Source organism: Butyribacter sp., assembly GCF_056818865.1.
This window is the reverse complement of record NZ_DBLYGC010000020.1, coordinates 16,527-30,791: the sequence shown is the minus strand read 5'-3', so window position 1 is coordinate 30,791 and position 14,265 is coordinate 16,527. Positions and strand designations below refer to the sequence as shown.

At 36.3% G+C, this 14,265-nt stretch carries 12 protein-coding genes; 4 read left to right on the top strand and 8 right to left on the bottom strand.

Features of this window, described 5'->3' with window-relative positions; all coding sequences use genetic code 11:
• Window position 1: 1 nt before the first annotated feature.
• The gene (locus tag ACZLXV_RS10070) at window positions 2-1,072 is read right to left on the bottom strand and encodes an ABC transporter ATP-binding protein (protein ID WP_482383320.1); all 1,071 of its coding nucleotides are present in this window, start codon (window positions 1,070-1,072) and stop codon (window positions 2-4) included.
• 175 nt (window positions 1,073-1,247) lie between these two features.
• Here ACZLXV_RS10070 and ACZLXV_RS10065 point away from each other — a divergent pair, with 175 nt between their 5' ends.
• Window positions 1,248-1,742: a hypothetical protein gene (locus tag ACZLXV_RS10065; protein WP_482383319.1), complete on the top strand. Its 495-nt coding sequence runs from the start codon at window positions 1,248-1,250 to the stop codon at window positions 1,740-1,742.
• Window positions 1,735-1,992, top strand: coding sequence for a hypothetical protein (locus ACZLXV_RS10060; RefSeq protein ID WP_022223576.1), 258 nt, complete (start codon window positions 1,735-1,737; stop codon window positions 1,990-1,992). Before ACZLXV_RS10065 ends, ACZLXV_RS10060 begins: the two co-directional genes overlap by 8 nt.
• A gap of 159 nt (window positions 1,993-2,151) precedes the next feature.
• On the opposite strand, the gene ACZLXV_RS10055 is transcribed toward ACZLXV_RS10060, so the two are convergent.
• From ACZLXV_RS10055 to ACZLXV_RS10045, 3 genes are read right to left on the bottom strand one after another with little or no spacing between them, the layout of a single operon-like run.
• Entirely contained in the window at window positions 2,152-2,817 is a 666-nt protein-coding gene (locus ACZLXV_RS10055) for an HAD family hydrolase (protein WP_022223574.1), read from the bottom strand.
• Window positions 2,818-2,873: 56 nt separating this feature from the next.
• Window positions 2,874-3,767, bottom strand: coding sequence for an AraC family transcriptional regulator (locus ACZLXV_RS10050; RefSeq protein WP_482383318.1), 894 nt, complete (start codon window positions 3,765-3,767; stop codon window positions 2,874-2,876).
• A gap of 54 nt (window positions 3,768-3,821) precedes the next feature.
• Window positions 3,822-4,811: a phytochelatin synthase family protein gene (locus ACZLXV_RS10045; RefSeq protein ID WP_482383317.1), complete on the bottom strand. Its 990-nt coding sequence runs from the start codon at window positions 4,809-4,811 to the stop codon at window positions 3,822-3,824.
• Window positions 4,812-5,436: 625 nt separating this feature from the next.
• On the opposite strand from ACZLXV_RS10045, the gene ACZLXV_RS10040 reads away from it, so the two are divergent.
• Together ACZLXV_RS10040 and ACZLXV_RS10035 are read left to right on the top strand one after the other, a co-directional pair.
• Window positions 5,437-6,156 carry a LytR/AlgR family response regulator transcription factor gene (locus tag ACZLXV_RS10040; protein WP_022223571.1) on the top strand — a complete coding sequence of 240 codons (720 nt, stop codon included), beginning with the start codon at window positions 5,437-5,439 and terminating at the stop codon, window positions 6,154-6,156.
• 19 nt (window positions 6,157-6,175) lie between these two features.
• On the top strand, window positions 6,176-7,447 hold the full coding sequence (locus tag ACZLXV_RS10035) for a sensor histidine kinase (protein WP_022223570.1): 1,272 nt from the start codon (window positions 6,176-6,178) through the stop codon (window positions 7,445-7,447).
• A gap of 143 nt (window positions 7,448-7,590) precedes the next feature.
• On the opposite strand, the gene yicI is transcribed toward ACZLXV_RS10035, so the two are convergent.
• From yicI to ACZLXV_RS10015, 4 genes are all read right to left on the bottom strand, one after another.
• Window positions 7,591-9,954, bottom strand: coding sequence for an alpha-xylosidase (gene yicI, locus ACZLXV_RS10030; protein ID WP_022223569.1), 2,364 nt, complete (start codon window positions 9,952-9,954; stop codon window positions 7,591-7,593).
• A gap of 247 nt (window positions 9,955-10,201) precedes the next feature.
• Window positions 10,202-11,173, bottom strand: a complete 972-nt coding sequence (locus tag ACZLXV_RS10025; protein ID WP_022223568.1) for a metal ABC transporter substrate-binding protein — start codon at window positions 11,171-11,173, stop codon at window positions 10,202-10,204.
• 92 nt (window positions 11,174-11,265) lie between these two features.
• Window positions 11,266-12,672 (bottom strand): cysteine--tRNA ligase, encoded by a 1,407-nt coding sequence (gene cysS, locus ACZLXV_RS10020; RefSeq protein WP_022223567.1) that lies wholly within the window; start codon window positions 12,670-12,672, stop codon window positions 11,266-11,268.
• A 133-nt stretch (window positions 12,673-12,805) separates the two neighbouring features.
• The gene (locus ACZLXV_RS10015) at window positions 12,806-14,221 is read right to left on the bottom strand and encodes an alanine/glycine:cation symporter family protein (RefSeq protein WP_482383316.1); all 1,416 of its coding nucleotides are present in this window, start codon (window positions 14,219-14,221) and stop codon (window positions 12,806-12,808) included.
• Window positions 14,222-14,265 lie beyond the last annotated feature (44 nt).

The following is a 14,265-nucleotide window of genomic DNA, read 5'->3' as shown; positions in this document are numbered from 1 at the left end:
TCTATTCTTCAACAAGTACCTTTTCATCCTCGGATTCCGGTTTATTCATTATCTGTATATTGAATGGGTCAACCCACAATCCGACTTCTTTTCCAGGTTCTGCCATAACCGTGCTGTGAACCAGCCATTCAAAACCGCATGCTTCAATCTCCATCTCATAATGTACACCCTTAAAAATCGCTGATATAACTCTGCCGTTTATAATCCCTTTATCCTTTTCGGTTATAACTAAATCCTCGGGTCTGATAACAACATCAACAGGTTTATTTGTTCCAAATCCCTCATCAACACAGGCAAATTTTGTTCCTAATATATCTACAACCTTATCTTTCACCATTGTTGCAGCTATAATATTGCTCTCGCCTATAAAGTCCGCTACAAATGCATTCTGCGGCTCATTGTATATATCTTCCGGAGTTCCAATCTGCTGTATATATCCCTGATTCATAACCACAATCGTATCTGACATTGTAAGAGCTTCTTCCTGGTCATGTGTAACATAGATAAATGTAATTCCAAGTTCATTTTTCAGTCTTATAAGCTCATACTGCATATCCTGACGCATCTTTAAATCAAGCGCACCAAGCGGCTCATCTAAAAGCAGCACTTTCGGTTCATTTACTATGGCTCTCGCTATAGCTATTCTCTGCTGCTGTCCGCCTGAAAGCGAATCGGGCATACGCTTTTCAAAACCGTCAAGATTTACAAGTTTCAATGCGTATTTTATCTTATCTTTTATATATGATTTTGATTTATTTTTTATTTTAAGACCAAATGCTATATTTTCCTCTATATTCATATGGGTAAATAACGCATACTTCTGAAATACCGTATTTAGATTTCTCTCATTCGGAGGCATGGATGTGATGTCTTTTCCGTCAAAGATAACCTTGCCCTTATCTGGTGTCTCAAATCCACCTATTATCCTAAGTGTAGTAGTTTTCCCGCAGCCACTCGGTCCAAGAAGCGTGAGAAACCTGTTCTCATTCATGAATAAATTCATATCGTCAAGTATAACCTTGTCACCATATGATTTTGTTATTCCCACCAAATCAATCAATTTTTTTGCCATTTATTTTTCTCCAGTCTTAATCTACAATGTCTTTTTCATTTAGGAACAAATATACACCCAAAAATCTGTTCCACAAAAAATATACATAAATATTTATATTGTTGTCAACATATCTGCATAAAAAAAATTATATCTCATAAAATCAATTTAGAAAACACTTTAAAGGAGATTTATTTTGGAATTTTCAAATGAACATCAACGACGTCTGGCTATGCTTAAAGCCGCCCTTCCATATGTTCCTCCTCAAAACAAGAAGGCTATGGAAATAATTCTGCAGGCCGACAATCTTCTATGTCTTGCATCTGAAGTCGCATCAAATGACGATGACATGACGCTTCGTGCCGCACAAGCTGACACATCTGCCACTCCCGCAGTTTATGAAAAACTGCTTCTCAACATAAAAGACTACTGCACACCCGCCGAGTCTGAGATTGTACGCATGCTTTTAAATTTCCTGCATGCTGACGAGCTTTTCAAAAACTACAGGGATTTCACAAAAAATCACTATGCCATGCAGACAGAGGAATACAGCGAAAATGATAACCAGAATTTTATGATGGAATTTCTCATGTCACAGCTTTCTCCAAAGCAGCGCACAACCTTTGAGCAGGTAACCAATATAATGAATAACAAAACTAATAATAAAGGAGAAGAACAAGTATATGAATAACTGGAAAAACAACGAATCATTCATGCAGATGGAACCGGATAAACAACATATGGTAGAGCTCCTCGTCAATTCCCTTCACGGAAAAAATCTCAGTGAAGCTCTTCCTATATTGTCAAACTGGAAGGATAAACTCAGAAGTGAAAACATAACTTTTACGGCAAGTGAGGATAAACTTCTCACTGATATTTTTATAGAAATGCTGCCTCCAAAGCAAAAAAGCCAGTACGAATTTTTGCGCCCATTTCTCTAATAATACAAATTATAATGTTGAGTTCAAAAGGTATTCTGACCCTTGCATTAAATCATACAGCCATAAACATTTCACTGTACTCCTTAAAACTCAATTCTTTTACAGCGCGGGCATAACCTTTTGCAGCCGTTTTCGCCGCTTCTAAAGGCTGTGCCTGCATTATCTCCTTACAATGGCAGTAACCATTCTCCGACATTCTTTTGAAGGTTCTTTAAGGTCAGGAACGCAGATAACCGGTATTCCTGCCGCCTTTGCTGCCCTGATTCCGTTTTCACTGTCCTCCAGAACTAACGCCTTTCCCGGTGATACATTAAGTCTTTCACACGCACAGATAAATATATCAGGCTCAGGTTTTGAAACCATAACCTGTTCTCCCCCGATAATAACGTCAAAATATTCGTCAAGCCCCGCTTTTCCAAGATATCTGTTAACAAGCTCAGTCTTTGTAGACGAAGCGACACCGCACTTAATCTTATCAGCTTTCAGTTTTTCCAAAAGTTCCCTTATCTGTGGCTTAACAGACAATCCTATCGTATCTGATATTATAGCCATCCTCTCCTGTGCCTTACTGCCGCACTCTTCAAACGGATAGTCACTTCCAAACTCCGAGTACATAAAGTTTACAAGCTGCTTTCCTCCAAGTCCAAGCGTATTTGTATAGATGTCTCTTGTAAGAGTATAACCGTGTTCTTTCATCGCAACTGCAAGCTGCTCCATGAAAACCCTCTCAGTATCAAAAATAAGACCGTCCATATCAAAAATAACAGCCTTTTTTGACTTTACACTGTCAACTGCTTCAATCAAATCATTATATTCCTTAACCATAAAATCTCCCCTCACTTTCCATAATTTATCCCGCAGACACATATTGATAATCTCTATCAATAACCGCTGTTTTCCCTGTATTCTTTTGGAGTACATCCTATTGTATTTAAAAATACCCTGTTAAAATAGCTTATATTGTTAAATCCCGACAGATTTGCAATTTCTCCGATTTTCTTGTCCGTATCCTGTAACAATTTACAGCTTTGCAAAATCCTGTATCTCATAAGATATTGTATTGGTGACATTTTCATTGTCTGCTTGAACACACGGCTGAACTGTCCCTCGCTCATCGGAAGAATTTCAGCTAATTCAGCAAGAGTAATTTCATATGCATAATTTTCTTTTATGTATTTTATAACAGGTTCAAGTCTTTCCGAATATCTGCTTTCAATATCATCATCTTTATGGGCACGCATACCGTTTTTTGTCATAATGTCCCATATTGCGTATATCCTGCTTCTTATCATAAGTTCAAAAGGCTCAAGCTCATGCTCCGGACACTCATCTATCTCATGCAGATACCTTCTTATGTCTTTCTGCCACTCTTTAGCATAATCATCACATAATGGCATAAACTCAGGAAATATAAACTTATCATTTAATACAGGTCTTATATATTTCTTTGAAAAAATACTGTGTATATCCTCATTTAAAACCTGATAAGAAAAATCAACCGCATAAAAAGAACACACACCGTCGCACACACTTTTTGCCGTGTGAAGATAATTTGAGTTTATAAATACAATGTCTCCCGGAGTCATAACATACTCTCTGTTCTCTATGGTAAATAAAACTTTTCCCTCTGTAAGCACCAGAAATTCAAATTCCTGATGCCAATGAATATAAAAAATCACATCAGTTCCTGCTGGATACGTCAACTTATGAAGTCCTACCGGAAACTGTGCAGTACCGTGTTTTTCCTTTTCTTCATATTCTTTTTTTCTGCTCATTTTCAAATCCTCTTGAGATTATTTTCTGTTGCCGTTTAACTTAAATCAAAACAATCAGTTTTTTCTTGTGTTTTGTTCACTTTTCATATAGGCAGGTCTTATCCATCTTCCGCGTGCCCTTCTGTTTCTGAATGTATCCTGATTTCTGTTATATCCTGTCACACGAATATATTGAAACCTGCTTGCTTTTTTTAATGAACGATATATCTTCTTTAAACTTACCCAGTGGCGATTGTGAGAAGGATCTCCCGAATCAGCAAGAAATACTCTGTCATTATTCTTATTGTACGCAAATATCGTAACATAATGCCCCGGTGTGTGCTTCCAGTAGCATGCCGAGTCATAACTGCTTATAAGCACAATAGCACATTTTGAAGTTTCAATATCTCTTTTGAATGCAGAATATCTTTTAGGCTTTCTCTTTACACCGCAGTGTATTCCTGCTTTTCTCATTCCTTTGACCATGTATGGCCAGTCTATCGCACTTCCACCCCAATACCATGTATTTTTCTTTGCAAATCTATACATATCAACCGGTGAAGCCTTGTAATAAGAAGGTGTCACAGATGAATAAACATTTGCCATACAGCACAAACCGCAGCCAAACGCACCAAACATTCCGCCATCCATATACGTGTTTCCCCAATATCCGGACCAAGCTCTTTTTTCTTTCCACGACCTCGGTCCCTGCAAATAAGAATATATTTGTCTTGTATCAACTCTCTTTCTGACTTCCGGTTTTACCGTTGCTGCCGGTTTTCCTGACGGTCTGATAGCAGCTCCTGACGATACTTTATTCTCACCATCAGGCTTATGCGTAACTTTTATTTCATTCACATCAGAAGTTTTTCTTCCTGTTTTGTGTATTTTTCCCATTACTGATAATGTGGCACACACAACAATAATAATAATCACTAACGACGAAATAACATAAAATTTTTTCGCTTTTGCCGGATTTCTTCTCGCCCAGCTTTTAAATGTCCTCTTTATCTTTCGCATAAGTCTGTATAAATACGGTTTCTTTTTCTTTCTTCTGTAAGTCATGTAATCTTTCCTTTTCCTGTACCCTGATATTTTAAATATCATCCTCAACTTTAACAAGTAACAGTATAAAGCAAAATGCTTTCAGTTTCCATCAAATTTTTATGAAAGCGTATAGTTTTCTTTTTTTATACAAAAAAGAAATGGCAAAACTGCTGTTTTCATAACAATTTTACCATTTCCAAACCCAAAAATTATATTCCTAACTCCCTTTTTCCATTTTCCTACTATACTTTGATTTATTCGATGTCTTATTCAAAATATGTATGAGAGGCATTACAACAATGAATAAAACAACATACCCTTTTCCTAATACCCTTTTCCTAATACCCTTTTTCTTCTACCCTTTTTTTCTTCCTTGAAAATATTTTTCCCGACCATATTCTCAAAGGAGCCACCTCCCAAATCATTGCTCCAAAGTAATCAATGACTGTTTACGAGTTATATTTTACCCGTTTTCACCCAAAATGCAACACTTTTCACCAATTTAGGTCTGAAATGCAAACATTACGGTCTGAAATGCAATTTTTTGAAAAAAAAAGACATTTATGCTATACTTATTACCAAAATATGACTTTATAACTTTACAGCTATAAAATTTTAAATTTTTTATTATCGGGGGAATACAATGTTTACAGTTCTTATTTTAGAAGATGATACAGAGCAGCAGAAAGCAATCACAAAAATACTTGAAGAACATTATAATAAATGGATTCTCTATACAGCGGCTACATATAAGGAAGCCTGCAATCTTATTGAGACCAAAAATTTCGATTTGTTTCTGCTTGATATAGAACTTAACACAGCTTACATAGATGACCTTGACTGTGACGGACTTGATTTTGGAAAATATATAAGAAGCATAAAGAAATATACATATGCACCTATTGTATATCTTACTGCTCTTCCTGACAGAATATTTTTCGCCCTTCAGGAACTTCACTGCAGTTCATATCTGGTAAAACCATACACAGCGTACAAACTAATCGAAACGCTTGATTATATTATAGGTGAACAGACAGAAAAAGAAAAAGAAAAAATCACTTTAAAGGACAATAACGGCGTATATCTGCATGTCATTCTTGATGATATTGACTACATTGAATCCACAAGCAAGGAAACTGTCATATATACCCACGACAGTCACATAAAGCTTGCAAACATGACTATAAGTGAACTATTGGATGTATTCCCTGACAATTTTATACAGTGTCACAGGAAATATATTATCAATCTGCACCATTTTTACTCATACGATAAATCCACATTTATCATACAGGTTGGCAAACATTCCATACCTCTCGGAAGGAAACATAAAAAAATAATTGAAGAACGACTTCATCTTTAAATCATATGAGGAGATATATATGGAGACATACTTTTTAAATTTACTTACAGTTTTTATTCAATATATCTGTATGTTTGAACTTGCTTTCAAATACACAAAGCAAAGTATACTTAAATACAGATTAAAAATATTGGCAGCACTTCCCCTGATACTGCTTTCTGCAACTTTGCAGTTTTTTGCTGCCAATGACGTTTCCCGTCCGTTTATCAGCGTATGTTTTATGATTCTTTCTCTTTTATTTATATTTAGAAAACGAATAATCGAAACAGTCATTCTCTATACCATAACTTTTCTTCCTATATTATTGCTGAAAATTATAATGACACTTATATTAAATTTAAGTCCTTTTGACAGCACTCCAAAACTGTTATTTGATATTTTGACACTTATAATAACCATGTCAGCAATATTGCTTACAAACAGATTTTTTGACATGAACAGGTGGTACACTACTCTGATGTCGTTAAACAGTTATATAAAAACAGCCTGGGCATGTACATTTATAGCCGTACTCGCAATTCAAGTGGTTATATCTGCAAGACTTACATCTACGGCGGATTTAATTATTCTTTTTACTATGATTGTTTTCATTCTCTTTGTCAATTTTGACGGCATTCTGTTTCAAAAGGAATTTAACGATACAAAAAAAGAACTTGAATCATATGAGCACTACATGCCGATAGTTCAGGAACTTATAGATTATATCAGAATTCGCCAACATGATTTTGATAATTGTCTACAGGCGGTTCAGATGTTTCCTGTTATATATGAAGATTATGACTCTATCACAAAAGCACTTAATAGCTTTGAGAAACATGCGGAGATAGACCATACAAAACTTGAACTTTTAAAAATAAATCTGAAACTTGTCGCCGGATTTCTTATCAGTAAGTCCTCCGATGCCAAAGCCTTAGGTAAAAATGTTCAAATCAAAATAAAAAACTATAATCTATCAACTTCACTCCCTGAATACACATTGATAGAATTATACGGAATATTGATGGATAACGCTCTTGAAGCAATATCTGAGGGAGATACTGTTTTTATAGAAATAAATTCAAAAGACGGCAAAATAATATTTAACATCAGAAATAAAGGGCCAGTAATAACTCCTAAACTTCGCGAGTCAATATTCCAAAAGGGGTACTCAACGAAAAATGCTGACAGCCACAACCGTGGAATAGGACTTTACAAGTTGAAGAATACCGTAGATGAGAATAACGGCATAATAATTCTTGACAATGAAAAACATTCTAACGACAACTATATTTCATTTACAATTATAGTCTGAAACAGTGCATAAACTTATAATATATTATTTCCAATACCAAACAAAGGTTGTACCGTATTTACTAAAAACGATACAACCTTTATTTTTATAAGTATTTATATTAATTTAACATGACATCAGATTATTTGCCGGATAATCACAAATTATAATGTAATTTCAACACTTGTTGTTCCTGCCTGTGCACTTACTGTCTTTCCTTCTGCTGTAACAGTAAATGTCTTGTCTGTAGATGCATAAGAAACTGTTATAACATTTCCTTTGCGCTCCGCCTTAATATCTGTAAGTTTATTTGACTCGCTGTCATAAATTGTTGCCATAGCAGTCTTGCCGTCTTCAAGACCATAGATAACAGCGTCTGCTTTCTCAAGATAATCATATACTACTGTCATCTTATCTTCTGCATCAAAGTCACCATATGTAACAATGCTGTTTGGACGTGCAAGAATAGGTGTCTGGAAGTAGTCACACTGTCTCTTGTAATATTTTCCGCCTTCGTATGTCTCACCGCTCTGGATATCTGTCCATGTTCCGCAGTCAGGTACATAGAACTCTGCTATTCCCTCTTCATTCATAACAGGTACGATGCAGAGATTGTCACCGAGCATATACTGCTGGTCAAGATACTTACAAGCTGTGTCATCAGAGAATGCTACTATCATTGAACGCATCATAGGAACACCGACATTGTGTGTCTTGTTTGCCTGTGCCCAAAGATAAGGCATAAGTTTTCCTTTAAGTACTGTATAATGACGAAGTACGTCACATGCTTCTGTATCACCATCTTCATCATAAACCCAAGGTACTCTGTAAGATGTTGAGCCATGTAAACGGCTGTGTGTAGAAAGAAGTCCGAATGCACACCATCTCTTGTAAACATCAGCAGGTGCAGTAGCTTCAAATCCACCCATATCATGTGAGAAGAAACCAAAGCCTGATGAGCAAAGTGAAAGTCCGCCGCGAAGTGTCTCTGACATAGCCGAGTATTCTGCATAGCAGTCACCGCCCCAATGTACAGGGAATTTCTGTCCGCCTACTGTTGCACTTCTTGCAAAGAGACAAGCCTTGTCTTTTCCAAAGTAATCTTCAAGTGCTTCAAATACACATTTATTGTAAAGATATGTATAATAGTTATGCATCTTGATAGGATCCATGCCGTTATAGTATTTACACTTTGTAGGTATTCTCTCACCAAAATCTGTCTTGATGTTGTTTACTCCCATCTCAAAGAGTTTCTTAAGTAATCCCTTGAACCACTCGCATGCTTCAGGATTTGTGAAATCTACAATAGCCATACCAGGCTGCCACATGTCTGACTGGAATACGCTTCCGTCAAGATTTTTGATAAAGTAGCCCTTTTCTTTTCCGATATCGAAAAGTTTTGACTGCTGTCCGATATATGAGTTAATCCATACACAAACCTCAAGGCCTTTCTCATTGTGAAGCTTATCCAAAAGTCCCTTAGGATCCGGGAACATATCTTTATCCCACTCAAAGTTACACCACTCATATTCTTTCATCCAGAAACAGTCAAAGTGGAATACCTGAAGAGGAATCTTACGCTCTTTCATTCCGTCGATAAAGCTCATAACTGTTTTCTCATCATAACTTGTTGTAAATGATGTTGAAAGCCATAAACCGAATGTATATGCCGGTGGAAGTGCAGGTTTTCCGGTAAGTGTTGTATAGTTTTCAAGAACGTGCTCAAGGTTTTCTCCACCGATGATAAAGTATTCAAGTTCCTCACCCGGTACTGTAAATGTAACTTTTGATACAGTATCTGAGTTTACTTCAAATGAAACCTTATCTGAGCTGTTTACAAACACACCATAGCTCTTTGATGAAATGTAGAAAGGTACTGTCTTATAACTCTGGTCTGAACATGTACCACCGTCGCAGTTCCATGTTTCAACAGTCTGACCATTCTTTACAAATGGTGTAAATTTCTCACCAAATCCATAAATGCACTCACCGATATCTGTCTTTAACTGCTCTCTGAGATATGTTGTATGTGCATCCTGTGGATAATTGAAGAATTCATCATCTTCCTGAAGATTCATGCGTGCATTTGCTGTGAACTGGCTCTCAGAAATGATAGATGTTGCTCTCCATGCACCTCCTGTAAGATGTCTTTCTTTATAATAGAACTGAACTTCCCAGTCATCACCAATCTTTATCTCAACTCTTGTATCTCCTGAAGTAAGTGTAACCTTATCTTCTGTTCTCTCGATAACAGGTGTGTAACCTGTATCCTCATTGAGTTCATAACGAGGAATATTGTCAAGTCCTCCTCTGTAATGGTCAATATGAACTTTAATGATATTTTCAGAAGTAGAGCTGTATGTAATCTCAAGGTTTGGTCCGCCAAGAGTCATACCTCTGTTCATAACTGTATAAGGTGTTGCAAGAACCTTAATAGAATTTTCTGTAGTTTCAACTTTGTATGCCTGTGAAGCATAGTTTACATTGTAACCTTTTTTGCTTAACCAAAATCCGTCTGCTACTTTCATTAGAAATCTCCTTTCTTTAAAACGGCAATGCACAACATACAATAATATATAATGCATGCCATAAAATGTTTTCTCATTTAATCAACTTGATTACATTATATAAACATATTTCTGCTTAGTCTATAATTATTAGTGCGATTTTTAACACTATTATGATATCATCCATCGATTCAGTTACAGCAGCACAAAATCAGTCACTTTAAGTATGTCTGATGCAGGTATAAACATTTTTCTGAGTTTAGTTGTTTTATTTAAGTGCTTTTTTGAGTTTATCCACATTAGAATTCATAAGTTCTATATATGAAACACCTTCTTCAAACTGTTTCCTTGTAACTGTATGACATGTATTAAATACCTCTACAGCGGCACCTGTTTTTTTTGCTATCTTCTCTGCCGAACCTGAGGGTGTAATCTCATTTTTAAATATGACAGGGAGCTTTTCTTCTCTTATCCTCTTTTCCAAATACGATACAGTCTGCTTCTTTGGTGCCTGATACTTCGTACATACCGGATATGTTGCACTATATACAAGACCTATATCATCAAAAAGATATTTTAAAGAAAATCTGTCAGCAAATACAACATGCTTTGTATTTCCGTTTTCAACAACTTCCCTGAATTCATAATCTAACTGTTCCAGTTTTTTATTGTATTCATCAGCATTGCTGCCGTAATATTCTGCATTTTCCTTATCATACTCTGATAATTTATCTTTTATGATATTTACTATTTTTTCGGCACATGAAGGTGCAGTCCACAAATGTTCATCATAATTATAAGAGTCAGAAGCTGTGGCACTGTCATCTTTATTATCATCCTGCTCATTTAATGCACTTAATATCTCTGATGCATTTTCCATCATCGATATTTTCTTTATATTCTTCGCCTCATCCTTTTTGACATTAAACAAATCGTCAATCCATTTTTCTGACTCTCCCCCATTATAGATAAGTACGTCTGCTTTTAATATCTCAGACATTGTTGTCGAATCGGGGTTAAATGAATGCATGTCCTCTCCTGTCGGAGTTATCAGTGAAAGATTTACCTTATCACCTGCAATGCTTTTTACAAAATCATAATACGGAAAAATAGTTGTAACAACATTCAGCTTTTCTGAAGTCTGTACCTCTGTTTTTTCATTCTTTTTCTTACAGCCGCTCATCATGCATATACTTATACACAACACCAGACATAAAACAAATATTTTCTTTAATTTCATAGCTGTCCTCATTTCAATCTTATATAAATATGACTTATATGCCATAAAAGCAGCAGGACAAAATCCCCGCTGCTTTTTATTTTAAATTTTTATTAGATAAGTTTCCAAACTGTTCCTTCTCTTGTATCTTTTATCTCAATACCTTTTGCAAGAAGTTCATCTCTTATGGCATCTGCCTTAGCAAAATCCTTAGCTTTTCGTGCCTCGTTTCTCTTTGCTATCATACCTTCAACCATAACCTTAATTTCATCATCGGCAGCTTTTGTCTCCTGCTCCTTTAACAAGTCAAGTGAGAGCACCTGGTCAAAATCTTCTACTAAAGCTCTCTTTGTAGCATCATTTGTATCTGCTTTTAATACATCATAGAGAACTGTAATTGCCTGTGAAGTATTGAGATCATTTCCCATTGCCTGTGCAAATTTATCCTGATAGTTCTCAAATACATCCTTATCAACTTCCCCTTCCTTAGAAAGAGACGTTGTTTTTTTGACAAGCTTTTCATATGCAGTCTTTACATTGTCCATTACATCGTAACTGAACAAAAGCGGCTTACGGTAGTGTGACTGTAAGCAGAACATTCTGTAAACAAGCGGATTATAACCTTTTTCTTCCAATAAAGATACAGTTAAAAACTCGCCCTTTGATTTGCTCATTTTTCCTGTCTTATCATTCAGGTGCTGTACATGGAACCAGTAGTTACACCACTTATGACCTGTATATGCTTCACTCTGTGCTATCTCATTTGTGTGATGTGGGAAAATATTGTCTACACCGCCGCAATGTATGTCGAGCTGTTCACCGAGATGTTTCATACTTATGCATGAGCACTCTATATGCCATCCCGGATAACCGACACCCCATGGACTTTCCCACTTTAACTCCTGTGAATCAAACTTTGATTTTGTAAACCAAAGTACGAAATCAGTTTTATTTTTTTTGTTGTCATCCTCTTCTACATCATCGCGGACACCTACCTGAAGTTCTTCTTCATTCTGATTTGACAATACATAGTATTCTTTGAGCTTAGATGTGTCAAAATATACATTTCCGCCTGCCACATAAGCATAACCCTTTTCTAATAGAACCTCTATCATATGGATGAACTCCGGAATACAATTTGTTGCCGGCTCAACAACATCAGGTGTCTTTATGTTTAACTTTTCACAGTCACTGAAAAAAGCGTCCCTGTAAAACTTGGCAATTTCCATAACTGTCTTGTGCTCTCTCTTGGCACCTTTAAGCATCTTATCCTCACCGCTGTCAGCGTCACTTGTAAGATGACCTACATCAGTAATATTCATAACCCTTTTTACATCGTATCCTGCATAGCGGAGATATTTTTCAAGTATATCTTCCTCAATGTAACTTCTCAGATTTCCAATATGAGCAAAATGATATACAGTAGGACCACATGTATACATTTTTATCTTTCCCGGCTCATTTGGCACGAACTTATCAACCTTTTTTGTTAATGTATTATAAATATTGATGTCTCTCACCTATAGACCTCCATTCAATTATTATTATCATATTATGATTTTACTAAATTTGACTGCTTTTATCAAGCACCGTTTAAACAGTTCTGAAATCACACTAAATGCTCAAATTTGTTCAAAAAATATCTGCCTCAAATTATTCTAAGTGTTTGTTCGCCTTGAAAAATTCTCTTGTCTCTTTTGCAACTACTCCGCTTAACACAAATAATGCTATCATATTAGGCAGCGCCATAAGTCCATTAAATATATCTGCTATTACCCATACTGCACTTACTGTCATGTAAGGTCCAATAAAGACTGCAAGTATATATATCCATCTGAACACTTTTACTTTCTTCATGTTTCCGCCTGTAAGGTACTCAAGACAGCGCTCACTGTAATAATCCCAGCCAAGTATTGTCGTAAATGCGAAAAATACAAGACACAACATCAATATAAATGCTGATAATTCTGCCGGGAACGGTAAACCGTTTTTGAAGGCATATGTTGTAACCTGTACACCCTCAAGGCCATCAACTTTCCATGCTCCCGTAAGGACAATTGAAAGACCTGTCATTGTACATATTACAATAGTGTCAATAAATGTTCCTGTCATGCTTACAAGACCCTGTCTTACAGGTTCATGTGTCTGTGCTGCCGCTGCTGCAATAGGTGCACTTCCAAGACCTGCTTCATTAGAGAAAATTCCCCTGGCAACACCCTTCTGCATCGCAACGAGCATACTTCCCGTAATACCGCCTGCAACCGCCTGTGGATTAAATGCCGCTTTTACAATGATAACTACTGCTTCCGGAATCTTTGTGATATTACATACAACAAGTGTCAAAGCAAATACAAAATATATTATTGCCATAAACGGCACTATTATCTGACTTACACTTGCAATTCTCTTAATTCCTCCAATAAGAACTGCTCCAACACAAAAAGCAAGTATCAGTGAAGCAATAACCACAGTCCATGAATATGTACCTATACCCGGAATCGATACCGTGTGTACTTTGTCCGGGTCAAAAAAATTCTGAATTGCACTTGAAATTCCGTTTACCTGACTAAATGTTCCTATACCGAACAGTCCTACACAGACACCGAAAAATGCAAATATCTTTGCCAGCCACTTAAATTTTTCTCCCATTCCAAGCTCTATATAATAGAATGGGCCTCCGAGACTATGATTTTTTTTGTCAACAATACGATATTTTACCGCAAGAAATCCCTCTGAATATTTTGTTGCCATTCCAAAGAAAGCCGTAATAACCATCCAAAAAAGTGCTCCGGGACCTCCTGCACAGACAGCTGTAGCTACACCAACTATATTTCCTGTTCCTATTGTCGCACTAAGTGCCGTACAAAGTGCGGCAAAGCTTGAAATTTCTCCTTTTCCACCCTCTTCATTTCTTACCATCCACTTCAAGGCAAGTGGAAGTCTGCAAAGCTGCAGCCCTTTTAGACGCAATGTCAGCAAAATTCCTCCAGCCAAAATGATAACCATAAGAGGTACTCCCCAGACAAAGTTATCAATATTTGTCAAAATCCTGTTAATATTATCCCACATAGTTTTCTCCTTTTGTACACAATTTAACTTTTTTACACACAAAT

What these genes read in the sequence shown, in the direction of transcription:
- ACZLXV_RS10070 (WP_482383320.1), bottom strand. Translation starts at nt 1,072, where the DNA reads ATGGCAAAAAAATTGATTGATTTGGTGGGAATAACAAAATCATATGGT.
- ACZLXV_RS10060 (WP_022223576.1), top strand. Translation starts at nt 1,735, where the DNA reads ATGAATAACTGGAAAAACAACGAATCATTCATGCAGATGGAACCGGAT.
- ACZLXV_RS10055 (WP_022223574.1), bottom strand. Translation starts at nt 2,817, where the DNA reads ATGGTTAAGGAATATAATGATTTGATTGAAGCAGTTGACAGTGTAAAG.
- ACZLXV_RS10050 (WP_482383318.1), bottom strand. Translation starts at nt 3,767, where the DNA reads ATGAGCAGAAAAAAAGAATATGAAGAAAAGGAAAAACACGGTACTGCA.
- ACZLXV_RS10045 (WP_482383317.1), bottom strand. Translation starts at nt 4,811, where the DNA reads ATGACTTACAGAAGAAAGAAAAAGAAACCGTATTTATACAGACTTATG.
- ACZLXV_RS10040 (WP_022223571.1), top strand. Translation starts at nt 5,437, where the DNA reads ATGTTTACAGTTCTTATTTTAGAAGATGATACAGAGCAGCAGAAAGCA.
- ACZLXV_RS10035 (WP_022223570.1), top strand. Translation starts at nt 6,176, where the DNA reads ATGGAGACATACTTTTTAAATTTACTTACAGTTTTTATTCAATATATC.
- yicI (WP_022223569.1), bottom strand. Translation starts at nt 9,954, where the DNA reads ATGAAAGTAGCAGACGGATTTTGGTTAAGCAAAAAAGGTTACAATGTA.
- ACZLXV_RS10025 (WP_022223568.1), bottom strand. Translation starts at nt 11,173, where the DNA reads ATGAAATTAAAGAAAATATTTGTTTTATGTCTGGTGTTGTGTATAAGT.
- ACZLXV_RS10015 (WP_482383316.1), bottom strand. Translation starts at nt 14,221, where the DNA reads ATGTGGGATAATATTAACAGGATTTTGACAAATATTGATAACTTTGTC.